A 23,213-nucleotide genomic window follows, 5' to 3' on the forward strand; every position below is an offset into this window, starting at 1 on the left:
GCGGTCGGCTCAGGCCGCCGGGCCGCGCCGTCGCACCTCGCGCACCTGCTCCATGGCGTCGCGCAGCTCGCTCAGCCACTCGTCGGCGTTCTCGCCGACCAACCGCACGCACCACGCGAGCGCGTGCGCTCGTGAGCGGGCGACGCCGGCCTCCACCAGCGTGTCGAGCACCTGGCGCTCGGGCTGGCGCAGCCGCGTCATCACCGGCACGGCGAGGTGGGTGAAGCGGTGCAGCTCGTCGCCGGTGCGCACGGCCCAGGCGACCTTGCGGTCGAAGCGGTGCTCGGCCTCGCGGGCGACGCCCACGCGCTGGTCGCGGGTCTGCTCGCGCCAGCCCTGCACGCGGCCGGCCAGGGCCTGCGCGCGCTCGGCCTCGGTGGCGTCGTCGTTGAGGCTCGGCGCCTCGAGCGGGACGACGACGGTGATCTCCTCGCGGTCGACGACGACCTCGGCGGCGCCGTCGACGGTCCAGTCCTGTGGCAGGCGCCCGGTGAACCAGGCGCGGACCTCTGCCGCTGCTTCTGCAGTCATGTAAGCATGATTACTCGCTTACACCTGAGGGTCTAGCGGGGTTCGCTGTGGGCGAGCAGCACGTCACGGGTCACCTCGAGCTGGCCGCGATGCTGGGCCAGCTCCTCGTAGACGTGCAGGAACACCGCGCCCTGCGTCCGCGCGCGGAAGGCGTCGTCCCGCTCCGGGTCGGCCGGCGGGGCGGCCGGCGGCTGGTCGAGCCGGGCGGCCGCGAAGTCCTCGTGCAGCTGCCGCCGCGCCTGCTCCAGGCGGTCGAGCAGGCCCGCCACCTCACCGCTGGCCCGGAACTCGGCCGGGCGGTCGCGGTTGCTGGGCCGGCCGTGCACCACGTGGCCGCCCCAGAACTCCATCACGGCGAGGCAGTGCGTGACCACCGCGTACGGCGAGTTGGCGCCCGGGGTGTCGAGCCGGCGTCCGGCGTGCGCGTCGCCGAGCTCGCGCAGGATCTCGGCGAGGCCGTCGAGGGCGTCGTCGACGAAGTGCAGGTAGCTCGTGGTGTCGATCACGAGGAGGCCTTTCGACGGAGCAGCCAGCGCTCGGTCCACGAGCGGGGTTCGACGAACGGCCCCGCCAGGAAGCGCACTGGTGGCGTCACGAGGACCACGGCCATCACCAGTGCCGCGAGAACGGCGACGCTTGCCGCCACGGTCGGTGCCCCCTCGCGCGGCCACTCGGTCCAGCGCAGCACCGTCAGCAGGGGCAGGTGGATCAGGTAGGGGAACATCGTGTGGCGACCGGCCTCGGCGAACCAGCGCCCGACCGCCGTCGGTGCGCCGGGCTTGCCCGGCACCGCGAGCATCAGGCCGACGGCGAGCACCGCCGAGATCAGCAGCGCGCCGGTGCGGTAGACCATGCCGTGCAGCGCGCCCTGGTGCAGCGCCGCGTAGGAGTCACGACCGAAGAAGATCGTGCGGTCGAACCCGACCTCCTGCACGCCGACCCACACCGCGCCGGCGAGCAGCACGAGCAGGCCGCAGATGCGCGCCCCACGACGCTGCCGCCAGAGCGCCACGCGGTCGACGAGCCACGGGCCTGCGACGAAGAGCGGCAGGAAGAACGCGATGCGCGACAGCGACAGCAGGCCGCCGATCTTCGAGCTCAGACCCGCCAGCAAAGCGACCGCCAGCGCAGCGGCGACGGGCGCACGCAGGCCCTGGAACCACGGCATCAGCAGCCGCCAGCCCGCCAGCGCGACGAGGAACCACAGTCCGAAGGTCTGGCTGGTGAACGACCACGACGGGTGCGACCCCTCGAACACGTGATTGACCGCGAACGCGATGAGCTGGAACAGCACGTACGGCACGAGCAGCTGCCACACGATGCGGGTCAGCCCCTGACCCCTGGCCTGCAGGCGGCGCGCACCCCAGCCGGCCAAGAGCACGAGCGCAGGGATGTGGAAGACGTACAGGTAGTCCGAGATCGCCACGGCGACACCGCTGCGCCCGCGCACGAGCCCGACGAAGTGCCCCGCGAGCACGAGCGCGATCGCCACCCACCGGGTCTGGTCGACCCACGTCTGACGCACCTTCGGTGGTGCGGCGGCGGGCGGCTCGGACGGCGCAGGGTCGGCCGCGCTCGTGGAGGGTGCGGTGTGGCTGCTCATCGGATCCTTCGTCGGCGATGCGGGCGAACCCACCCTAGGGGCGGTGGCCGTTCCCAGAAACCGGTGGCACAGTCATGCCCGTGTTCTTGCGCCGCAAGCCCGCCGCCACGATGTCGCTGTGGTGCGTCGTCGGCGCGGCCGAGCTCGAGGCCCTCGCGGCCACCGGCTGGAGCACGTGGCCGCAGCGCGGTGCGGACGACGTCACGGTCGACGCCTTCACCCTGCGCACCGACGCGGTGCGCGTCCTGCGCGAGGAGGTCGTGCCGGCGCGCGGCGAGGGGTCGCTGGTCGTCTTCGACGTCCCGGCCGAGGTCACCTCGTGGTCGGGTGTCGCCGCCCACGACGGGCGCCTGAGCATCCCCAAGGGCCGGCGGCTCACCAAGGCGATCGTCGGTGACATCTGCGAGGAGGCGCAGTACCAGCGCGGTGTGCCGCACGTGGAGGTCGACGCGGTGCGCGACGCCTTCGGCGAGCTGGTGCCCGACACCTGGCGGGCCATGGTGACGGCGCCGACGTGGCTGCGCCGCGGGTGGATGGCCACCGGCACCTACGTCGACCTGCACCCACCGCACGTGGCGATCCAGGTCACCCAGGCGTGGATGCAGGAGATGGTGTTCCACCCCGGCGCGCTGGTGATCGGTGCGGACGGCCAGCACCGCCATCTCGTGATCGACCTGCGCGAGCCCGACCCGCCGGTGCACCTCGTCGAGGACTCCAGCACCGGCTGGGACGACACGGTGGTGCAGGCGCGCAGCGTCGGTGAGCTGGTGCGGCGGCTGGAGCAGGGCGACTTCCAGGTCGTCGGCTGAGCCGTGGACGTCGTCACCGGCCACGACCCGCGCCGCTTCGCCGAGCGGGTGCGGGGCTTCCTGGCTGAACGGCCGGCGCGGCACAGCGTCATCCTCACCCGCCTCGCGCGGGCCCTGGCCGGTGAGCGGGCGGAGCCGCCGCAGAGCGAGCTGTGGTGGTGGGTCGAGCAGCCGGACGGTGAGGTGGTGGGCGCGCTCATGCAGACGCCGCCCCATGGCGCCTACCTCACCGCGGACGACGACGCTGTCGTGCGCGCGCTGGCCCGCGCCGCGTGGGTGGCTCGTCCCGACCTGCGCTCGGTGGGTGGACCGGACCCCAGCGGCCAGGTCTTCGCCGACGAGTGGGTGCGGCGCGGCGGGCCGTCCGCCGAGGTCGTCATGCGCCAGCGGCTGCTGCAGGTCGACGAGCTCGTCGAGCCACCCGCCCCGCCTGGGCGACACCGCCTCGCTGGGCCTGCCGACGTCCCGTTGCTGCGGGGCTGGGGGGAGGCGTTCACCGACGAGGCGACGCCCGGGGGCGCCCGTATCGACCACGTCACTGCGCGCGTCGCGGCCGGTCTGCTGCACGTCTGGGAGGTCGACGGTCGTCCCGTGTCGATGGCCGCGGTGACCCTGCCGGAGGCCGGGGTCGCGCGCGTGCAGCTGGTCTACACGCCACCGCAGGAGCGCGGCCGGGGGTACGCAGCGGCGTGCGTCGCCGCCGTCACTCGCGAGCAGCTGGCCGAGCCCGGGCGCACGTGCATGCTCTACACCGACGCGGCCAACCCGACGTCCAACGCGGTGTACGAGCGGTTGGGGTACCGCGTGATCGGGACGGCCACGGACCTCGCCTTTGCCGCTACCATCGACGCGTGAGCTGCACCCTGACGCGCCAGTGGTGGCTGCCGTAATCGGCGGCCGCTGACGCATTCCCTCATGGCCGCCGTCCGGCGGCCAGGTCAGCTCGGCATCTCGCGCTCATCTCGCTCGCTGCGGCGGCGGTCGTCCCACTCGACGACTGGAGCCCGACATGACCACCTTCGCTGCCTCGACCCTCACGACGCCTTCCACCACCTCGCTGCTCGCGGACCGCGCGGACGTCCTCGAGGCGCCCGACCGCTACCGCGTGCTCACCGGCGACCGGCCCACCGGCCCGCTGCACCTCGGTCACTACCTCGGCACGCTGCGCGAGCGCGTGCGCCTGCAGGACGCCGGAGTGCAGACGTTCGTCGTCATCGCCGACTACCAGGTCGTCACCGACCGCAGCGACACCAGCGAGGTGGCGGCGAACGTCCGCGAGCTGGTGCTCGACTACCTCGCGGTTGGCCTGGACCCCTTGCGCACCAGCGTCTTCCGGCACAGCGCCGTGCCCGAGATCGGTCAGCTGATGCTGCCGCTGCTGTCGACGGCGACCCTGGCCGAGCTGCAGCGCAACCCCACGGTGAAGGCCGAGGCCGGGCACGCCGGGCCCCTCAGCGCGCTGATGCTCACCTACCCGGTGCACCAGGCCGCCGACATCCTCGCGGTGGGCGGCACGCTCGTGCCGGTGGGCGACGACCAGCTGCCGCACCTGGAGCAGACGCGGGTCGCGGCCCGTCGGGTCAACGAGCGCTACGGCCGCGGCGCGAGCGTCCTGACGCCACCGCAGGCGCTGCTCACCGAGGCGCCGCGGCTGCTCGGCACGGACGGGCAGAAGATGTCCAAGAGCCGGGGCAACGCGATCGCGCTGGGCGCCAGTGAGGACGACACGGCGCGCCTCGTGCGGTCGGCGGTCACCGACTCCGAGCGGGAGATCACCTACGAGCCGCAGCGCCGTCCCGAGGTGTCGAGCCTGGTGCTGATGGCCGCGCTGTGCTCCGGCCGCACGCCGCAGGACGTCGCGTCCGAGGTCGGCAGCGGCGCGGCGCGGTTGAAAGCCGTGGTGGCCGAGGCGGTGAACGAGCACCTGCGGCCGATCAGGGCCCGGCGGCGTGAGCTCGAACGCCAGCCGGACGTCGTCGACGCCGTGCTCGCTGCCGGCCTGGAGCGGGCGCGTCCCCTGGCCGCTGCGACGCTGGCGCGCGTGCACGAGGCGATGGGTCTGACGTGAGCAGATCTCGCACTGCGAGACGCGGGGTCTCGACGCTTGGGCGTCGGCGCGGCCTGCCGATACGGTCGGCAGAGGTCATGAGCGCCAGCGCGAAGCCCCGGCTCGCTGGCCGGCAACCCTCCACCGCGGTGGGGTGCCCCGGGTGACGACCTGGCGTCGGCGAGGTGTCGGCGCAAGCGCGGGCTCCGGCGACGGCAGGGGTCCCAGACCCTCTGGAGTACCTGATGTCCAGTCCCATCGTCATCGAAGACCCCCGGGCCGCAACGGTTTCGGCGTCCTGCGACCAGCCCCTGCTCACCGTCGTCGGCGGTGACCTGCCGGTGCCGCTGCTCGACGGCTCGTGGAGGCGCTACGCGAACCTCGACTACGCCGCCAGCGCTCCGGCCCTGGCGGCCGTGGCCGAGCACGTGGAGCAGGTGCTGCCCTACTACGCCAGCGTCCACCGGGGGGCCGGGTACGCCTCGCAGGTGTCGACGGCGCTGCTCGAGGACGCTCGCGCTGCCGTGGGGGAGTTCGTGGGTGCCCGACCGGGCGACGTCGTCGTGTTCACGCGCAACACCACGGACGCGCTCAACCTGCTGGCGGGCTGCGTGCCGGCCTGGGGTGACGTGGTGTTCCTCGACCTCGAGCACCACGCGAACCTGCTGCCGTGGCAGCGGTTGCCGCACCGCTGCGTCGCCGTCGAGCGGACCGTCGACGCCACGCTGGCCGCACTCGACGACGCCTTGGCGGCGCAGCCGGCGGCGCTGCTCGCCATCACCGGCGCGTCGAACGTCACTGGTGAGGAGCTGCCGGTCGAGCGCATCGTGCGCCTCGCTCATCGCCGCGGGGCTCGCGTGGTCGTGGACGCCGCCCAGCTGGCGCCGCATCGCGCGATCGACCTCGAAGCGACCGGCGTCGACTACGTCGCCTTCAGCGGCCACAAGCTGTACGCGCCGTACGGCTGCGGGGTGCTCGTCGGACGACGCGACTGGCTCGACCTGGCGCAGCCGTACCTCGCAGGCGGGGGAGCCGTGCGCGAGGTGACGGTCGACTCGACCCGCTGGGCGCCCGTTCCGGCCCGGCACGAGGGCGGGACCCCGAACGTCCTCGGCGCGGTGGCGCTGGCCCGCGCGTGCCGCGAGCTGCGGGCGCTGCCCGAGGGGGCGCTCGAGGTGCACGAGGCGGCGCTGCGCGGTCGGCTCGTCGACGGGCTGAGCGCGGTGCCCGGCGTCGGGCTGCACCGGGTGTTCGACGACGCGCCCTCGTCGATCGGGGTCGTCACCTTCACGGTCGACGGCCACGACCCCGGCCTGGTCGCGGCGTACCTGTCGGCCGAGCACGGCATCGGCGTGCGCGACGGGCGCTTCTGCGCCCACCCGCTGCTCGCCCGGCTCGGGCTGGATGCGGCCGTACGGGCGAGCGTTGGCGTCGGCTCGCGGGCTGAGGACGTCGACCGCCTCGTCGCGGGGGTCGCGGCCCTGGTGCGGCGGGGAACCGGCGCCGAGTACGCGCTCGTCGACGGGCGCTGGCAGCCGGTGTGCGACGTCCGGCCGCTGCCGGAGTGGGTTGCGCCGTCAGCGGCCGGCTCCTCGCCCTGCGGCGGCTGAGCGCCGTCGGGTCGGGGGTCGACGTCAGTCGCGCCCGATGCGCAGCGCCGCCAGCAAAGCGGTGCGCGCGAGGACGTGCGGAGGAGGTGGCAGGTGCGCGAGATCGCACCACTTCAGGCCGTCGTGCTCCTCGGGGGCGGTGTTCGCGGGGGTGCCCTGCCACTCGCGCACGAGCCAGGCGCTGAGCACCGCTGGGTCAGCGGCGGGGCCGACGCTCAGCCGGGTGAGGTGCGTCGCCGAGGCCGTCGCCACCTGCACCCCGAGCTCCTCGTGCAGCTCTCGGCTGAGCGCGTCGAGCTCTGACTCACCCGCCTCCATGGCGCCACCCGGCAGGTCCCAGAGGTCGGGGTAGGCGTGCTTGTCCGGGCGACGGTGCACGAGCAGCACCTGACCGTCCCGGACCAAGGCGCCGACCACCACCACCGTGTGCACTCGCGGATCAGAGCACAGCGCGATGCACCGGTCAAAGCAGACCGCGCACAGCCTCGACGACGGCGTCGGGCCGCTCGTCCGGGATCCAGTGCGAACCAGGCAAGGCCACGTGCTCGTACGGCGCGTCGACCCACTCCGCACACTCCTCGACGGCTCGCCGTCCGACGGCGAGGTCGTGGTCGGCCGAGAGGTAGACGGTCGGCACGCGCACCGGCGGGACGGCGGCGAACTGGGCGTCCATCGCGGCGTACCAGGCGAGGGGGCCGCGCAGCCGACCTGGCTCGAGCATCGGAGCGACGTAGCCGTCGACCACGTCCTTGCTCAGCGTCGAGCCGGAGAAGAACGCCCTCAGCCGGCGGCCGTCGTCGTCGAGCAGGACGCGTTCGGCGCGCTCGACGTCGCTCAGCAACCGCATGTACGCCGAACGCTCCTTCTGCTCGGCGTCCGACCGCAGCGCAGCGCCGAACGCGCCTGGGTGCGGCACCGACGCCGCGACGAGGCCGCGCACGCGCTGTGGGTGGTAGGCGGCCAAAGCCCAGGCCACCGCTGCGCCCCAGTCGTGCCCGACGACGAGCACCGCCTCACCCGCGGTCGTCGCGTCGAGCACCGCGACCGCGTCAGCCACCAGCTGGTCGAGGCGGTACGCGTCGATCGCGGTGGGCTGGGGGAGCGGGGAGTAGCCGCGCTGGTCGACGGTGACGCAGCGCAGGCCGAGCTCGCGGACACCGGGCAGGACGCCGTCCCACAGCGAAGCGTTCTGCGGGAAGCCGTGCAGCAGGAGGGCCGTCCCGTGGGCGGCCGCGTCGTCGTCCACGACGGCTCGCAGGTCGAACGCCTCGGCGCCGTGGCGGCGCTCGACCGAGATGACGGACACCACTCAGGTCTACCGCACGTCCTGGTGAGATAGGACCTGCGGACGCGGTTTGCGCGGGGCTACGATCCGAGACGATGACCGACTCCGAGCCGCACCCTGAGATGCACCTGCCCGCTGCCGTCGAGCGCCTTCGCGCGCAGTACCGCGCCTTGCCCTCGGGGCAGCCGGTGCGGTTGGCGAAGACGACGAGCAACCTGTTCCGGCCACGCGAACGTGGTGCGCGAGCGGGGCTCGACGTGTCGGGTCTCGACGAGGTGTTCTCCGTCGACCCCGTGGCGCGCACCGCCTACGTCGGGGGCATGACGACGTACGAGCACCTGGTCGACGCGACGCTGGCCCACGGGCTGATGCCGCTGGTGGTGCCGCAGCTGAAGACCATCACCATCGGCGGGGCGCTCACGGGCCTTGGTATCGAGTCGTCGTCCTGGCGCGCGGGCCTCCCGCACGAGTCGGCGCTGTCGATCGACGTCCTCACGGGGGCGGGTGACATCGTGCGCGCGACGCCGGACGGCCCGGACGCCGAGCTCTTCACGACGTTCCCGAACTCCTACGGCACCCTCGGCTACGCCGCCGCGGCCACGATCGAGCTCGTGGCCGTGCACCCGTACGTGCACCTGCGGCACGTCCGCTTCGAGGACCTCGACGAGCTGAGCGCCGCGATCGACAAGCTCGTCGGGGCGGGCGACGGCGAGCGCACCACCTGGGACGGTGAGCCCGTCGACTTCATCGACGCCAGCGTCTTCCCGCCCCGCGACGACGACGGCCCCGCGCGGCTCGAGGCGTTCCTGACCCTCGGCACGTGGGCCGACGAGGCGCCGTACACCTCTGACTACACGGGGATGGGCGTCTACTACCGCTCGGTGCGCAGTCGGCACGAGGACTGGCTGACGGTGCGCGACTACCTGTGGCGCTGGGACACCGACTGGTTCTGGTGCTCGCGCGCGCTGGGCGTGCAGAACCCGAAGATCCGCCGGTGGGTGCCGAAGCGCCTGTTGCGCAGCGACAACTACCAGCGGGTGATCGGGCTGGAGAACCGCTACCACGTCAAGGCGCGGATCGACGCGCGCCGCGGTCTGCCCGCGCGCGAGCGGGTCGTGCAGGACGTCGAGATCCCGGTGGAGCGGCTCGCCGAGTTCTTGCGGTGGTTCGTCGACACGGTGCCGATCGAGCCGATCTGGTTGTGCCCGCTGCGGTTGCGCCGTCCGGCACCGACCGCGAACGGGCAGTGGCCGTTGTACCCGCTCGCCCCGGACGAGCTGTACGTCAACGTGGGCTTCTGGTCGACCGTGCCGATCGCCGAGGGGGACGTCGAAGGTGACGTCAACCGGCGGATCGAGGCCAAGGTCGCCGAGCTCGACGGACACAAGTCGTTGTACTCCGACGCCTACTACGGGCCGGAGGAGTTCTGGAAGCTGTACGGACGAGACCAGTACGAGCAGGCGAAGCGCCGGTACGACCCGGACTCGCGGTTGCTCGATCTTTACGACAAGGCGGTGAGAGGGCGATGAGCGTGCTCGGCCAGTGGAAGCAGGACCAGGGCCGTCGAGGGGACATGACGATCGCCGAGGCGTACGACCTGCTCGTGGGAGCGAGCGACCAGGTGCACTTCGAGGCCTACGACGGGTCGTCGTCCGGGCCTGCGGACGCGCGCTACCAGGTGCGGCTCAAGAACCCGCGGGGCCTGGCGTACGTCGCCGGCGCGCCGTCGTCCTTGGGGTTCGCAAGGGCCTACCTCATGGACGACCTGGAGGTCGACGGCTTCCACCCTGGTGACCCGTACGACCTGCTCGCGATCCTCGACACCCTGCTGGAGCCCCGCCGCCCACCGGCAGCCGAGGCCGTGCGCGCGTTGCGCGCGTTCGGTCGCGCGGCGCTGACCCTGCCGGCGCCCCCGCCGAACGAGGTGCCGAGCGGCGTGCACCGTGCGCTGCACGGGTTGCGGCACTCGCGCCGTCGCGATGCCGAGGCGATCCACCATCACTACGACGTGAGCAACCGCTTCTACGAGATGGTGCTCGGCCCGTCGATGGCCTACACCTGCGCCTGCTACCCCAGTGACGACGCGACGCTCGAGGAGGCGCAGGCCAACAAGTTCGACCTGGTGTGCCGCAAGCTCGGCCTCAAGCCGGGCATGCGCCTGCTCGACGTCGGCTGCGGCTGGGGCGGCATGGTGCGCCACGCGGTGCGCGAGTACGGCGTCACCGCGATCGGCGTCACGCTCTCAGCGCAGCAGGCCGCATGGGCGCAGCAGGCCATCGAGGCCGACGGCATGAGCGACCGCGCGACGGTGCGCTACCAGGACTACCGCGAGGTCACCGAGTCCGGCTTCGACGCCGTGAGCTCGATCGGCCTCACCGAGCACATCGGGATCAAGAACTACCCGTCGTACTTCGAGTTCCTGTACTCCAAGCTCGTGCCGGGCGGCCGGCTGCTCAACCACTGCATCACCCGCGCCGACAACCTGCACCCCGGCATCAAGCGCCGCGGCTTCATCGACCGGTACGTGTTCCCGGACGGCGAGCTGGCGGGCGCCGGCACCATCATCGTGGCGATGCAGAACGCCGGGTTCGAGCTGCAGCACGAGGAGAACCTGCGCCGCCACTACGCGCGCACGCTGGCCGGCTGGTGCCGCAACCTCGTCGAGAACTGGGACGAGTGCGTCGCTGAGACCGACCTGCGCACCGCGAAGGTGTGGGGCCTGTACATGGCGGGCTCGCGGCTGGCGTTCGAGCGGCGGCAGATCGAGCTGCACCAGGTGCTCGGCACGCGCACCGAGGAGGGTGGCGACCCGCACCTGCCGATGCGTCCCGACTGGGGCGTGTAGGCGCCCCATGCGCACGAGCCGGCTGGAAGCGTTCAGCGACGGCGTCCTCGCCATCATCATCACGATCATGGTGCTGGAGCTGAGGGTTCCTGAGGAGCCGACGTTGCACGCTCTGGCTGGCTCGGCGACGGGGTTCCTGACGTACCTGCTGAGCTTCGTGTACGTCGGGATCTACTGGAGCAACCACCACCACATGTTCCAGGTGGTCGAGCGGGTCAACGGTGGCGTGCTGTGGGGCAACCTGCACCTGCTGTTCTGGCTGTCGCTGTTCCCCTTCACCACCGCGTGGGTCGACGAGTCGTCGTTCGCCCGGACGCCGGTGGTGGTCTACGGCGTCAACCTGCTGCTGGCGGCCATCGCCTACTACTCGTTGCAGCTGGCCATCTTCCGGGTGCGTGGAGGTGCGGGGTTGCGCGAGGCGTTGGGTCGCGACGGCAAGGGCAAGGCGTCGCCGTTCCTGTACCTCACCGGCATCGGGCTCGCCTTCGTGGCGCCGTGGCTGGGGGTCCTCGTGTTCTCGCTCGTCGCCATCATGTGGCTGGTCCCGGACCGGCGCGTCGAGCGCTACCTCGACGCGCGCGAAGAGGCCGCGCAGGTCTGAGCGCTCGTCAGCCGAAGAGCAGCATGAGGACGCCGGACGCCAGGTTGAGCGCGACGAACCCCAGGCCGATCACGGCGCCGATGATCGCCGGGGTGCGGCCGTCGGCTCGGCCCAGGCGCACCGCGCGGCGCCCGAAGTGCACCGCCAGGACGCCGGGCAGCACGAACACCAGGATGGCGGGCGCGGCCGCGAGCAGCGCCTCCCACCACACGAGAGAACCGCTGTCTCCACCGAGCACGGAGGCCAACCCCTCCCCGATGACGAAGGCGGCGACGAACGAGACCGGGTACAGCGCCAGCGACCACCACGCCCGCCGATACGCCCGGTCTGCCTCGGGCGAGTAGGTGGGCGCCGGTGGCGGCGGGCTCGGCCTGGGTGAGTTGATGCCTGAGGTCGACATGGCCTGCTCCTCTCGGCATCCCCACAGTGGCGCGCCTCAACGCCGGCGGGCAGAGGCGTTGGTCCCTGTGGGCAGACCAGGTGGGCAGAGCAGCCTGGCAAAGGGCGCGAGTTCTAAACCCGCCCTCTCAGGAAGGTGTCTGTCATGCTCGAGCGATGGCTGAGGGGAACGGACCTGCCGCAGAGACGGCGGACGAATTCGATCCACGGGTAAGCATTCGTAATGCGGAGACTGGTGAGGTGAAACCAGTCCGCCGCGATGCCGTGGAGGGCTTGGACAAGTTCATTGAGGGGTGGGAGCACAACACCTACCTGCCGCATTCCTTGCGGTTCTCTGGCTGGCAGATGGCCGACGAGGCGCACCCAGCTGGGACGGGGACTCCCGGGTACCGTGTTGTTCACAAGACCATCCGCACCTTTGTGTTTCCGCAAGTCTCCATGACGTTCAGCAATCTGCAACTGAAATTTGGAACGGGACCAATCACATGGGGAGAGCCCAGATTTCAGGGCGCCCTCAATGGCCGCACGCCCGGCACCTTTCTGTTGCCGGAATCGGGTGAGTTAGAAGTTCTCGCAAACAATAAAGTCTCCTATAAGTGGCAGCCGAACGTGCAAATCAATATGACTGCTCACCAAGAAGACACCCCGAGTGTCAACCATATTGAGATCCTGTACGCCTTGCCCCAGGAGGCCGGGGACCAGTACGAAGACATGATCGCGGGCGGCCGAGCTGGTGTCGCGACCCTGACCATGATGATCGACCGGATCTACGGGGAACGCGTGCTTGGCCCTGTGATCACGGAAGAGGTCGGTGAGGTCTTCGAGGACTGGCACTGGAACCGGCTCTTGGGTGGGCGCTCCGTTGGCATGGAGAGTCAGGCGCGCTTGGAGCAGATCGATGGAAACAAGTTCGTCGAGAGGTTGTCTGAGGTCGTCGACGGCCACCTGCATCGGCCAGACAAGATTCGCAACCGAATCAAGATTGCGTCGCAGTGGTATTGGCGCGCTGAGGCTGAGCCTGAACGGGTTCAGCAGTACATCGGGTACTGGCTTTGCATTGAGGCGCTGGAGTTGGAGGAGAATTCGAATATCGCGCCGATCAAAAATCGGGTCGCTGAGTTGTTGAAGGTGGCCCGGGATACCGTGTCCGTGCCGATCGGCCGCATCTATTCCATCCGCAATCGACTCGTTCACGGAACTGCGCGAGAGGTCGACGTCGAGCACGTGGAACGTGTGCGTGCGCTTGCCGTGGCTCTGCTGGAGTTCCACGGCTTGGGTCTCGTGACCCCAGGGTCAGGTGCGGGCCTGCGGTGGGCCGTGGGGCTCTGGGACGCTGAGGGCAGCGGCCCCGCGACTTGACTTGAAGTAGCAACACAACTCGTACGGCTCCCTGGCGGCCCCGAACGCTGACAGGCGGCGCTGGGTCCCGTCGTCCACATGGGGTCCCCGAGCGCTCGTGCGCTGGTCGCGGTGGTCGGCCGAGCGTGTGGTTGGCTCGGCCGTCCACGGCGACCGGGTTGCGCGCGTGCGGGCGGGGCATGTGGGCGAGGGGCCACGAGCTGCACGACGCGTCTTGACGGGAATGACAGACGTGTCGTTTACTGCTGCCACTTGATTGACGCGCACCTACAGCCAACTCATCGGCGGCCAGAACCTCTCGGCTCTAGCTCGGTCGCCACCTTCACACACCGATATCGCGCGCCGCTGATACTCAGCGTCTGACGGCCCTCCAGGTCGCCGCCGTCGGACTTCGCTTCTTGCGATGCGACCAGGTGTGCGAGGTCTGTGGGCCGTCCATGACTTCCCGTCGCCGTCACGGCGACGACTCCGTGCACCGCTGTCCATTGGTGTCGGGGTTGGAGTCGTCATGGTTGTTGAGCGGGGGGACGCGGTCGAGCGGTTGGCCCGTCCAGCGTTCGCCGGTTGGTCGCTGTCGCTGTATCCCGGGGCCGCTGAGGCTGGCGGCTGCTTCGTGTCTTCGCTGCCGCGAAAGCCGGTGATCCGTGGCGGTCCCACGGCTGACCCCGAGCGTGCGCGTGTCGAGGCGGGGCGTCGGGCGAAGGGTCGGCTGCGCAGGTATTGCGCGGCGAACCGCCTAAACCGCCTTGGCACGTTGACGTACGGGCCACCGCGAAGCACCGATCCTCGGGAGGTTCGCCAGCACGTTGGCATGTTCTTTCGTGAGCTGCGTTCCGAGCTCGGTGGCCAGCCGTTTCCCTACGTGTGGGTGCCAGAGCTGCACAAGGATGGGGTGCACTTCCACGTCCACTTTGCGGTCGGCAAGTTCATCCCCCGGCACCGCATCGTGTCGGCGTGGGGCCGCGGGTACGTGGGCATCAAGCTGCTCGGTGACCTGCCGGTCGGGTCCGGTGCGCTGGGTGAGGCCCGTAAGGCGGCGGGCTACCTGTCGAAGTACGTCGCGAAGTCGTTCGCTGATGACGCGGCTGGCGTGAAGCGTCCCAAGGGCTTGCACCGCTTCGACGTCGGGGAGGGATTCGCTCCCACGGTCACCCGGTTGACGGCGACCACGGCTGACGGTGTGCTGGCTCGGGCGTGTGAGGTGATGGGGGCTGCGCCGGCGCTTCGGTGGAACTCAGCCGATGCCGAGGAATGGCGGGGTGCGCCGGCCATCTGGGCGCAGTGGGTGTGACCTCGTGTCCTCGAACCGACGACCGCCACCGCGACAGCCGCAACGGCTGGACGCTGACGTGGTGCGTGCCTGGCTGGAGGCCTCGTGCACCGCGCAGGGCGTCCCTGTGGTGGTTGAGGACGTGGTGGCGCTGCGGCGTGTGAGCGCCCTGCTGGGTGGGGGGACGGCGGGGGACCCCGGCGGCAAGCGCAGCGCGCCGGGTGCGCCGACCCCCGACCGGCGGCGTGAACCCGCTGCCTGTGGCTATACCCGCCAGTGAGCCTGCACCCGGTTCGGGTCCAGCGTTCGCTGGCCAGGCCCGACGGGCTGGATGACTGCGTGGTCCAGCAGCGTCCGCACCACTGCGGCTTGCCGGTCGAGGTTCAGATCTGCCCACCGCTGCTGAACGACCTCTAAGGGGCCGGTCAGGCCGTCGAGGGCGGCGGTGTTGGTGACGCGGGCCAACCTGCGCTCGAGGTCGGTGATGCGCGCCTGGATCGGATCGCGCGCGGTCAGCCACTCGGCCATGGTGATCGCCTTGGTCGCGTAGGCGGCGGCCAGTTCGTCGGCTCGGCCCCGCTCGTCGCTGAGCTGCTCGGCCAGGGCCGCTGATTCCTCGTCGCTGGTGCCGCCTGCAAGCTGCTGCATGAGCGCCGGGTTGGACAGGCGCATGAGCACCGCGTCGGCGATCAACTGCTCGACCGGCTCCGCGACCACGGTCAGCCGCCCGCAGCCGCCGTGGTCCGGGCCGGAGCTGCACACGTACCGGCGGGAGGCCTGCCGGGCTGCCGAGAACAGCCGAGTGCCGCACTTCCCACACCGCAGTAGGCCCGACAGCAGGTAGCGCCGTGGTGCACGACGACCTGACGCCGTCTGGCTCTCCATCCGCGTGAGGGTCCGCTGGCGCGTCTGCGGGGTGATGATCTGCGGCCACACCGCCTTGCCGACGACCTCGCCACGGTGCTCGCGCAGCCCCGCGATCCGCCCAGAGCGCAGGAGGTTTCGCAGCGTCGGCGTCCGCCACGGGCCACCTGCGACGGTCGTGATTCCCTCCGCGTCCAACCAGACGCACAGTGAGCGCAGCGACTCCCCGGCCAGGAACCGCTCGACCAGCGTGCGGATGACGGCGGCCTCGTCCTGGCGGACGGTCACCCGGTCCTTCTCGAACCCGAACGGGCGCAACGGGCCGCCGTTCGGGCGTCCCTGCTCGGCCAGCTCGGCGTGCTTGCGCAGGATGCGCCGCGACTTCGTGGCGGACTCGTGCGCGGCCACCGCGCCCATCATCCGCACCGCCATCAGGCCGTCGCCGGTCATGATGTCGCTGTCTCCCACCACAAACCGCACGTGCCGCACCTTCGCCGCGTCCATCGCCGCGACGAACTGCTCCAGCTCGATCGGACGCCGCGTGAGCCGGTCCACGTGATAGACGATCACCGCGTCCCGGTGACCGTCGCGCAGGTCCTCCAGCATCCGCTCATATGCCGGACGCCGCTTACCCGAGTACGCCGAGATGTCGTTGTCGGAGTAGACCTCGGCCACCGACCAGCCAAGCCGCTCGGCCAGGGCCTCACAGTCCGCGACCTGGCGACCCACACCCAGACCCGCACCCTCGGCGTCGCTGCTGATGCGCGCGTAAATGGCCGCCGCCTTCACCGTCGTCACAAGAGGTCAGACTAGCGAGCCGTGCCAAAAGGCACGTCGGACTGTCCTCACTCTCGGCGCGGCACGAGCCACTGGCGGGTGAGCCGTTGCAGGTACTGGCGCTGCCAGCGTTGGGGGTCTGGTGGCGGGGACTCCGGTGGGCTTCCGGGCTCGGTCCAGATGATCTGGCCGTCGACGAGGCGGGCGGTGGCCCCGGTGGCGTGGACGTAGCGGTGGTGGCGGCCACAGAGCAGGGCGCCGCGAGTCAGGTCGGTGCGCCCGCCGTGCTCCCAGTAGTCGACATGGTGGGCGTCGCACCAGGAGACGGGCGCCGTGCAGCCGGGCCAGGTGCAGTGCCGGTCGCGTTCGATCAAGGCAGTGCGTTGGCGTGCGGTGTAGTCGCGCAGGGTGCGGCCGACCTCCAGGGGGTTGCCGAGGTCGTCGAGCAGCACCGGCACGAGGGCGGCTCCGCAGGACAGGCGGGCCAGCAGCTGCCGGGAGATGGGGGTGCCGTCGTCGAGCTCGGCCGGGGGCAGCCCGGTCGGCTTGATCTGGTCCGGCCCACTGGGGGCGATGGCGGCGGCGAGGGTCTCGCCGGTGACGCGGACGATGACCTTGACGTGGCTGCCGTGGCTCGTGGGTACTTCGTCTCGGGCCAGGGTGGTCTCGGCGAGCCGCTGCAGGGCGTCGTGACGACGCTGGCCGGCGGTGCGCGGGTCGGGGGTGCCGTCGTCGGCGGGTTGAGGGGCGGACCACGCGTCGATGGCGGTACGCAGCGCCGCGCCGGCCTCCTTCGTGAGCAGGCCCTGCAGGAACGTCATGCCTGAGGCCTCGGTCGACAGGATGAGGCAGCGCTGGCGGTGCTGGGCCTTCTCGTCGCGGGCGAGGCGGTCGTCGGCGCTCGGGTCGAGGTGGTGGCGGATCGCGGTGGCGCACTTGGCCAGGTCGGCGGCAGGAAGGCGCGTGGCGTCGTCCAGGAGCATCACCTGGGCGGTCGTGACCTGGTCGGCGTCGATGGCTTCCGGGCCGTCGGCCGGGACGTGGGGTGGGGAGAGCTTCTCGATCGTGTCGGTGACCACGCGGGCCTGGCACACCCGCAGGGCGCCGGCCTCCGGCGCCCCGCGGGTCGGTGCCAGCTCGGGTGAGAGCGCGGAGCGGTAGAGGGTCTGGGCCTGCTTGCCCAGGCCTGCAGCCTCGGCCGGGCGCAGCGTCGGGCTCACCTTGCGCAGCCATGCCCCAGGCGACCCGGTGCCGTCCTGGCCCGGCAGCCCGCGCGAGTCGACCTCGCCGAGCAGGCGCACCGTCTGCCCGTCGGCAAGCCGGCGCACCTGGTCGAGCAGGCCCGCCACCTCGGCCAGCTCGCCGTCGCCGAGCGGCCACAGGGCGGCCCCGGCCAGCCGCTCGAGCCCCTCGGCCAGCGCGGACACCGCAGCGCGCGCGTCGCCCGCGCCGCCCGAAGTGCCCACTGTGTCCGTCATGCGACAACTCTGCCCGACGCCACCGACAGTCGGGTTGCGCCGCAACGCATCTGTGGACAAACCGACAACTCTCAGCACCTGTGGACCACCAGATCGTGCCGGTACACACCCGAATGGGTCGCCCAGAGCGCCGAACGGGCGCACTTGGGCCAAACTCCTGACACCGAAGCCCGCCTGCGCTGAAGATCCCTGGTGGCGCAGGCAGGTGCCAGGGTCGACTCGAGGGGACGCGCATGAGCGAGGTGTCGCAGGGGGCGCTGCCCGCTGCCCTCGACGTCCTCGTGTTCCGTCGCGTCGGCCGCCGCTGGACCCATCTCGGAGGGGAGGGGCGCGGCGCCGCCTGGGCCGGGTCGTTCGAGCTCGCCGATCTCGGGGACGCGCGCCTCGAACGGGCCCTGCAGACCGGACGGCCCGTCCGCCGGCACAGCCAGCGCCCCCACCACGTGATCGGGCCGTACTGGGCCTGTACGTCGGCCGTCGTGCGCGTGGACGGCGACCACGCCGTCGTCCTCGGCTCCGCGCACGCCGAGCCCGACCTGCTGCGTCTCGCCGACGACCACCTCGTCGACGCCTGCGCGAAGGCCGCCGACGCGATCACGACCGTCTCGCCGGCCAAGCACCTCGCTGACGAGGTCGAGGTGCTCACCGCGCTGCGCCGCCTGACCCTCGGTGCCCCGCCCAGCGTCGCCTCCCTGCTCGACCACCTCGTCGCCACCGCTGCCGACGCCCTCAGCTGCGATCTCGCCGCCGTCTGGCTCGACGACGGCCGCCACGCCGTCGCCACCCCCTCGTGGTGCCCTCCGGGCGGCGCGCAACGGGCCGTCGTCACCGCCCGACAGCTCGCCGCCACCCTGCCCACCGCCACCGGCCGACCCGAGTGGCTCGTCGTGCAGGACGCCACCCAGCAGCCGCTGCCGATGCCGGTCGGCGCCGACCCGGACGTCGCGTCGTACCTCGCGGTGCCCATGGCGGTCGACGGTGCGCACGGCTGCCTGCTGCTCGTGCACGCCACCCAGGCGGCGCGCGGCTTCACCAGCCTCTGCCAGAGCCTCGCCCTGCAGCTGAGCGAGGCGGGCGCCCGGCTCGTGGAGCGCGCCGGCCAGCGCGACGACCTGGTGCGAGAGCTGAAGTCGTCCCGCGAGCACGCCTTGCTCGACCCCCTGACCGGGGCGGCCAACCGCCGCGGCTGGGACGAAGCCGTCGCCCGAGCCCGTGAGCACGTCGCGGCCGGGGGAGCGGTCACGGTGGTCACGGTCGACCTCGACGAGCTGAAGCACGTCAACGACACCCACGGCCACGAGGCGGGCGACCGGCTCATCATCGAGTGCGCCGAGGCGTTGCGCCGTTGCGTGCGTGGCGAGCCCGACGTCATCGCCCGCATCGGTGGCGACGAGTTCGCGCTGCTGATCCGCGGCGACGAGGTCGACGCCGTCGACATCGCGGACCGTCTACGGCTCTCGCTCGAGAGCACCACCACCGCGAGCGGCCTGCCCCTGCGCACGTCCGTGGGCGCCGCCCGGTGCGAGCCCGGTGGCTCGATCGAGGACGCCGCGCGGCAGGCCGACGTCGCGATGTACCAGGACAAGCGCGCCCGCCGGGGGAACGGCTGAGCCGAGGCTGCGCTTGAATGGTGTCGTTCCCGAGGGAGAGGCAACCATGGCGTCCGCACCGAGCGTGTCCTACTCGATCACCGTCCGGCTGGAGCTGCCCGCGCGGCCCACCGCCGTCAGCGAGCTCACCACGGTGATCGAACGCGGCGGCGGGATCGTCACCGCCCTGGACGTGACGGCGTCCGGGGCCGCCCGCGTGCGGGTCGACGTCACCTGCGCGGCGCGCGACGCCGACCACGCGACGGCCCTCGTAGAGACGATGCGCGAGGTGCCCGGCGTCGAGATCGGCAAGGTCAGCGACCGCACGTTCCTCGCCCACCTCGGCGGCAAGCTGCGCATCGAGTCGAAGGTGCCGATCCGCAACCGCGACGACCTCTCGCTGGTGTACACGCCCGGCGTCGCGCGCGTCTGCCTCGCCATCGCGAAGGACCCGGCCGACGCCCGCCGCCTCACCATCAAGCGCAACACCGTCGCGGTGGTCACGGACGGCTCGGCGGTGCTCGGACTGGGCAACATCGGCCCGCTCGCCGCCCTGCCGGTGATGGAAGGCAAGGCCGCGCTGTTCAAGCGCTTCGCGGGCATCGACGCGTTCCCCATCTGCCTCGACACGCAGGACACCGACGCCATCGTGGCGGCCGTCAAGGCCATCGCGCCCGGCTTCGCGGGCATCAACCTCGAGGACATCAGCGCCCCCCGCTGCTTCGAGATCGAGCGCCGCCTGCGCGAGGAGCTCGACATCCCGGTGTTCCACGACGACCAGCACGGCACCGCGATCGTCACCCTGGCCGCGCTCACCAACGCGCTGCGCGTGGTCCGCAAGTCGCTGCCCGACGTCCGCATCGTCATGTCGGGCGCCGGGGCGGCGGGGACGGCGATCCTCAACCTGCTGCTGCACGCCGGCGCCCGCGACGTCGTGGTGTGCGACATCGAGGGCGTGGTCACGCGCGAGCGCGCCGACGTCGCCTCCGCGCCGAACTCCGCGCTCGCTCAGGTCGCCGAGCGCACCAACCCTCGTGGCGTCACCGGCACCCTGCGCGACGCCCTGCGCGACGCCGACGTCTTCATCGGCGTCTCCGCGCCCGGCATCCTCACTGGCGACGACATCGCCACGATGGCCGACGACGCCGTCGTCTTCGCGATGGCCAACCCCGACCCCGAGGTCGACCCCGTCGACGCCGCCCCCCACGCCGCCGTCGTCGCCACCGGACGCAGCGACTTCGCCAACCAGATCAACAACGTGCTCGCGTTCCCCGGCGTCTTCCGCGGCCTGCTCGACGCTCACTCGCGCACCATCACGGACGACGTCCTGCTGGCTGCCGCGCAGGCGCTGGCCGGGGTGGTCACCGACGAGGAGCTCAACGCGACCTACATCGTGCCGAGCGTCTTTCACCCGGACGTCACGCGCGTCGTCGCCGCGGCGGTGCTCCGGGTCGCGACCCCGGGCGTCGCGCCGGCGATCCCCGAGTCGCCCGACAGCCCCCACCACGTGCTGCACGAGGTGGCGCCCGACGTGGTGGCGGCCGCCGAGCGCGAGAACCTTCCCGAGGCGATGACGCCGTGACGACGCCATGAAGACGCCATGAACCTGACGGGTCAGCTGCTGGTGGCGACGCCGTCGCTGCGCGACCCGACGTTCCATCGTGCGGTCGTGCTGCTGCTCGACCACGGCGCCGACGGCGGCCTCGGTGTCGTGCTCAACCGCCCGCTCGAGGTCGACGTCGAGGCCGTGCTGCCGCCGTGGCAGCCCTGGGTGACGGCCCCGGGTCGGTTGTTCCAGGGCGGCCCGGTGTCGCTCGACTCCGCCCTCGGCCTGGTCGGAGTGCCCGGTGACGGTCCCGAACCCACCGGTGTGCGGCGCATCAACGGCTCGCTCGGTCTGGTCGACCTCGACACCGACCCCGTCGACATCGTCTCGGTGCTGTCGGGCGTGCGGGTCTTCGCCGGGTACGCCGGCTGGTCGGCCGGCCAGCTCGAGCGTGAGATCGAGGAGGGCTCCTGGTACGTCGTCGACGCCGAGCCCCGCGACCCCTTCGTCGACGAGCCCGAGCTGCTGTGGCGCACGGTGCTGCGGCGCCAGGTCGGCGAGCTCGCGTTCGTGGCGACGTTCCCCGACGACCCCGACCTGAACTGAAGCGCACCCCGAGCGCGCACCCCGACCCAGATCGGGCCCCGAGGCGGGCGCTAGCTCTGCGGACGCCCCGTCTCCCCGCGCAGCCGTCGCACCTCCTGCGGCCAACCGCACGCCACGGCGATCTTGGCCGCCCAGTACCGCGCTTCCTCCTCGTCGGCGACATCGATGACGGCGAGGCCGCCAAGATGCTCCTTGGTCTCGACGAAGGGGCCATCGGTGAACAGCGGCGTGCCACTCGACGGGTCGACGCTGAACCCGGGGGAGTCGTCCACACCACCGGTGTAGATCAGGACCCCGGCATCCTTCATCTCTGACCGCAGCGCCTTGACCGCGGTGAACCTCTCGGTCATCTGCTCCTCGGTGTCGTCGGGCACCCACTCGTCGTTGAACGCGATGAGGAACTCGCTCACGGTCTCTCCCTGCTCTCCCGGCTCGGCGGTGGGCCGGTTGCCCACCCGCTACTGCACCACGAACGGGCGCCGCCCGGTTCGACAGGCAACCTCGGGGCATCGCACGCTCGCTGCTGAGACCTAGACTGGCGCCCATGAGCCACGACGACCCGTACGCCGACCCCGGCAGCCCCGCGGCGCCGTCCGAGCCCGCGGCGTCCCCGCAGCGCACCGCCGTGCTCGAGCGCGAGCTCGTCGAGCAGGAGCAGATCGAGCCGGGCGACCACGAGCGCTTCGCGCACTACGTGCGCAAGGAGAAGATCCTCGAGAGCGCGCTGTCGGGCGAGCCGGTCAGGGCACTGTGCGGCAAGGTCTGGGTGCCCGGTCGCGACCCCCAGCGCTTCCCGGTCTGCCCGGCCTGCAAGGCGATCTACGAGGGACTGCCCCGCCCGGACGGCGGGGACGGCGACGAGTGACCCGTCCGATCCTTTGCCAGAACTTGACTCGTTGACGGACCGCGATCTACCTGCGCGGCAGTAGTTTCGGCCCACCGCCGCCGCACCCGACTGGTGGCACCGAGTCGCAGGGAGTCCCATGAGGCCCATGTCCCGTCCCCTGGTCGCCATCGCCATGGCTGCCGGCCTGGCCGCCGTACCGCTCACCGCGGCGTCGGCGAGCGCCGCGCCCGTGCCCCTGAAGGCGTCGGCCTGTGAGACGCACACCGATGCGGTCGGAGCGCGCGGCACGCACGGGCGCGCCGACGGCAACGAGCTGAGCGTCCGCCAGGCGGCGGCGATGGAGCGTGACCTCGCCAAGACCCTCGCGGCCAAGGGCGTCGACAGCTCCGCCGCACTGCGTGGCGGCAAGAAGCCGGGCGGCACGTTCTCAGCCACCACGGTGCCGGTGTACTTCCACCGCATCACCGACGGCACGAACGGCTACATCACCAGCAGCCAGATCAGCCAGCAGATCTCCGTGCTCAACAACGCGTACGCCGGCACGGGCCTGTCGTTCTCGCTCGTCTCCGTCGACACCACGGTCAACTCGTCCTGGTACAACGTCAGCCAGGGCAGCTCGGCCGAGAAGGCGATGAAGACGGCGCTGCGCCAGGGCGGGGCGAACGCGCTCAACCTCTACACCGCGAACCTCGGCGGCGGCCTGCTCGGCTGGGCGACCTTCCCCTCGTCGTACCGCAGCCAGCCGTCGATGGACGGCGTGGTCATGCTCGACGAGTCGGTGCCGGGCGGCACGGCCACGAACTACAACCAGGGCGACACAGCGACCCACGAGGTCGGTCACTGGGTCGGGCTGTACCACACGTTCCAGGGCGGCTGCTCGGGCAACGGCGACTACGTGAGCGACACGCCCGCCGAGGCGTCGCCGGCCTACCAGTGCCCCACCGGTCGCGACACGTGCTCCGCGCCGGGCACCGACCCGATCCACAACTTCATGGACTACACGTACGACTCCTGCATGAACACGTTCACCTCGGGGCAGGTGTCGCGCATGCAGGCGCAGTGGACGGCGTACCGCTCCTGAGTGAGCACGTCGGCGACACGCCATAGCACGCTGCCGGGCCCCCGCGAAGCATCGCGGGGGCCCGGC

Annotated in this window: 23 protein-coding genes and 1 riboswitch; of the genes, 14 read left to right on the forward strand and 9 right to left on the reverse strand. The window is 71.6% G+C overall.

From position 1 onward, the window contains the following. Window positions 1-9 precede the first annotated feature (9 nt). From ASD06_RS10430 to ASD06_RS10440, 3 genes are read right to left on the reverse strand one after another with little or no spacing between them, the layout of a single operon-like run. Complete coding sequence (locus tag ASD06_RS10430) at window positions 10-531, reverse strand: hypothetical protein (protein WP_056676809.1); 522 nt, start codon at window positions 529-531, stop codon at window positions 10-12. A 32-nt stretch (window positions 532-563) separates the two neighbouring features. Continuing rightward, on the reverse strand, window positions 564-1,037 hold the full coding sequence (locus tag ASD06_RS10435) for a DUF664 domain-containing protein (protein WP_056676812.1): 474 nt from the start codon (window positions 1,035-1,037) through the stop codon (window positions 564-566). Further along, window positions 1,034-2,134: an acyltransferase family protein gene (locus tag ASD06_RS10440; RefSeq protein WP_056676814.1), complete on the reverse strand. Its 1,101-nt coding sequence runs from the start codon at window positions 2,132-2,134 to the stop codon at window positions 1,034-1,036. Before ASD06_RS10440 ends, ASD06_RS10435 begins: the two co-directional genes overlap by 4 nt. Window positions 2,135-2,214: 80 nt before the next feature. Between ASD06_RS10440 and ASD06_RS10445 the strand changes: the two genes are divergently transcribed. From ASD06_RS10445 to ASD06_RS10460, 4 genes are all read left to right on the forward strand, one after another. Further along, entirely contained in the window at window positions 2,215-2,943 is a 729-nt protein-coding gene (locus ASD06_RS10445; RefSeq protein WP_157371647.1) for a hypothetical protein, read from the forward strand. A 3-nt stretch (window positions 2,944-2,946) separates the two neighbouring features. Then, the gene (locus tag ASD06_RS10450) at window positions 2,947-3,798 is read left to right on the forward strand and encodes a GNAT family N-acetyltransferase (protein ID WP_056676820.1); all 852 of its coding nucleotides are present in this window, start codon (window positions 2,947-2,949) and stop codon (window positions 3,796-3,798) included. Between the two features lie 154 nt (window positions 3,799-3,952). After that, complete coding sequence (gene trpS / locus ASD06_RS10455) at window positions 3,953-5,011, forward strand: tryptophan--tRNA ligase (protein ID WP_056676823.1); 1,059 nt, start codon at window positions 3,953-3,955, stop codon at window positions 5,009-5,011. Between the two features lie 73 nt (window positions 5,012-5,084). Next, window positions 5,085-5,196, forward strand: a riboswitch (SAM riboswitch). A gap of 39 nt (window positions 5,197-5,235) precedes the next feature. Beyond that, entirely contained in the window at window positions 5,236-6,600 is a 1,365-nt protein-coding gene (locus ASD06_RS10460; RefSeq protein WP_056676826.1) for an aminotransferase class V-fold PLP-dependent enzyme, read from the forward strand. 24 nt (window positions 6,601-6,624) lie between these two features. On the opposite strand, the gene ASD06_RS10465 is transcribed toward ASD06_RS10460, so the two are convergent. Both ASD06_RS10465 and ASD06_RS10470 read right to left on the reverse strand, forming a co-directional pair. Beyond that, window positions 6,625-7,032 (reverse strand): NUDIX domain-containing protein, encoded by a 408-nt coding sequence (locus ASD06_RS10465; protein ID WP_056676827.1) that lies wholly within the window; start codon window positions 7,030-7,032, stop codon window positions 6,625-6,627. Between the two features lie 31 nt (window positions 7,033-7,063). After that, entirely contained in the window at window positions 7,064-7,906 is an 843-nt protein-coding gene (locus tag ASD06_RS10470) for an alpha/beta hydrolase (RefSeq protein WP_200942040.1), read from the reverse strand. A gap of 74 nt (window positions 7,907-7,980) precedes the next feature. Between ASD06_RS10470 and ASD06_RS10475 the strand changes: the two genes are divergently transcribed. Genes ASD06_RS10475 through ASD06_RS10485 form a run of 3 tightly spaced genes read left to right on the forward strand, consistent with a single transcriptional unit; the run spans window position 7,981 to window position 11,331 of the window. Continuing rightward, window positions 7,981-9,414 carry an FAD-binding oxidoreductase gene (locus ASD06_RS10475; RefSeq protein WP_157371648.1) on the forward strand — a complete coding sequence of 478 codons (1,434 nt, stop codon included), beginning with the start codon at window positions 7,981-7,983 and terminating at the stop codon, window positions 9,412-9,414. Next, window positions 9,411-10,730 (forward strand): class I SAM-dependent methyltransferase, encoded by a 1,320-nt coding sequence (locus ASD06_RS10480; protein WP_056676836.1) that lies wholly within the window; start codon window positions 9,411-9,413, stop codon window positions 10,728-10,730. The genes ASD06_RS10475 and ASD06_RS10480 overlap by 4 nt, the downstream gene beginning before the upstream one ends. A 7-nt stretch (window positions 10,731-10,737) precedes the next feature. Further along, window positions 10,738-11,331, forward strand: a complete 594-nt coding sequence (locus tag ASD06_RS10485; RefSeq protein ID WP_056676839.1) for a TMEM175 family protein — start codon at window positions 10,738-10,740, stop codon at window positions 11,329-11,331. 7 nt (window positions 11,332-11,338) lie between these two features. Here ASD06_RS10485 and ASD06_RS10490 read toward each other — a convergent pair whose 3' ends face one another. Then, complete coding sequence (locus ASD06_RS10490; RefSeq protein WP_056676843.1) at window positions 11,339-11,731, reverse strand: hypothetical protein; 393 nt, start codon at window positions 11,729-11,731, stop codon at window positions 11,339-11,341. Window positions 11,732-11,886: 155 nt separating this feature from the next. Here ASD06_RS10490 and ASD06_RS10495 point away from each other — a divergent pair, with 155 nt between their 5' ends. Together ASD06_RS10495 and ASD06_RS19380 are read left to right on the forward strand one after the other, a co-directional pair. Then, window positions 11,887-13,089: a HEPN domain-containing protein gene (locus tag ASD06_RS10495; protein ID WP_157371649.1), complete on the forward strand. Its 1,203-nt coding sequence runs from the start codon at window positions 11,887-11,889 to the stop codon at window positions 13,087-13,089. An 811-nt stretch (window positions 13,090-13,900) separates the two neighbouring features. After that, window positions 13,901-14,380, forward strand: a complete 480-nt coding sequence (locus ASD06_RS19380) for a hypothetical protein (RefSeq protein ID WP_056676850.1) — start codon at window positions 13,901-13,903, stop codon at window positions 14,378-14,380. A 243-nt stretch (window positions 14,381-14,623) separates the two neighbouring features. Here the strand turns inward: ASD06_RS19380 and ASD06_RS10505 are convergent, their stop codons facing one another. Both ASD06_RS10505 and ASD06_RS10510 read right to left on the reverse strand, forming a co-directional pair. Further along, window positions 14,624-16,012: a recombinase family protein gene (locus ASD06_RS10505; RefSeq protein WP_082537947.1), complete on the reverse strand. Its 1,389-nt coding sequence runs from the start codon at window positions 16,010-16,012 to the stop codon at window positions 14,624-14,626. 56 nt (window positions 16,013-16,068) lie between these two features. Next, window positions 16,069-17,478: an HNH endonuclease signature motif containing protein gene (locus tag ASD06_RS10510; RefSeq protein ID WP_082537928.1), complete on the reverse strand. Its 1,410-nt coding sequence runs from the start codon at window positions 17,476-17,478 to the stop codon at window positions 16,069-16,071. Window positions 17,479-17,711: 233 nt separating this feature from the next. Here ASD06_RS10510 and ASD06_RS19665 point away from each other — a divergent pair, with 233 nt between their 5' ends. The 3 genes from ASD06_RS19665 to ASD06_RS10525 are packed head-to-tail and all read left to right on the forward strand — an operon-like array spanning window position 17,712 to window position 21,219. Continuing rightward, window positions 17,712-19,088: a diguanylate cyclase gene (locus ASD06_RS19665; protein ID WP_056676856.1), complete on the forward strand. Its 1,377-nt coding sequence runs from the start codon at window positions 17,712-17,714 to the stop codon at window positions 19,086-19,088. A gap of 46 nt (window positions 19,089-19,134) precedes the next feature. After that, window positions 19,135-20,649 carry an NAD-dependent malic enzyme gene (locus ASD06_RS10520; protein WP_082537929.1) on the forward strand — a complete coding sequence of 505 codons (1,515 nt, stop codon included), beginning with the start codon at window positions 19,135-19,137 and terminating at the stop codon, window positions 20,647-20,649. Between the two features lie 18 nt (window positions 20,650-20,667). Then, a complete protein-coding gene (locus tag ASD06_RS10525) occupies window positions 20,668-21,219 on the forward strand; it encodes a YqgE/AlgH family protein (RefSeq protein ID WP_056676859.1) in 552 nt (183 codons plus the stop codon). A gap of 50 nt (window positions 21,220-21,269) precedes the next feature. Here ASD06_RS10525 and ASD06_RS10530 read toward each other — a convergent pair whose 3' ends face one another. Next, window positions 21,270-21,629 (reverse strand): YciI family protein, encoded by a 360-nt coding sequence (locus ASD06_RS10530; RefSeq protein ID WP_056677154.1) that lies wholly within the window; start codon window positions 21,627-21,629, stop codon window positions 21,270-21,272. Between the two features lie 134 nt (window positions 21,630-21,763). Here ASD06_RS10530 and ASD06_RS10535 point away from each other — a divergent pair, with 134 nt between their 5' ends. Continuing rightward, entirely contained in the window at window positions 21,764-22,084 is a 321-nt protein-coding gene (locus tag ASD06_RS10535) for a DUF3039 domain-containing protein (protein ID WP_056676862.1), read from the forward strand. Window positions 22,085-22,211: 127 nt separating this feature from the next. Continuing rightward, entirely contained in the window at window positions 22,212-23,147 is a 936-nt protein-coding gene (locus tag ASD06_RS10540) for a zinc metalloprotease (RefSeq protein ID WP_200942044.1), read from the forward strand. Window positions 23,148-23,213: the final 66 nt, after the last annotated feature.

The sequence above is a fragment of the Angustibacter sp. Root456 genome (assembly GCF_001426435.1).
Taxonomy (GTDB): Bacteria; Actinomycetota; Actinomycetes; order Actinomycetales; family Angustibacteraceae; genus Angustibacter.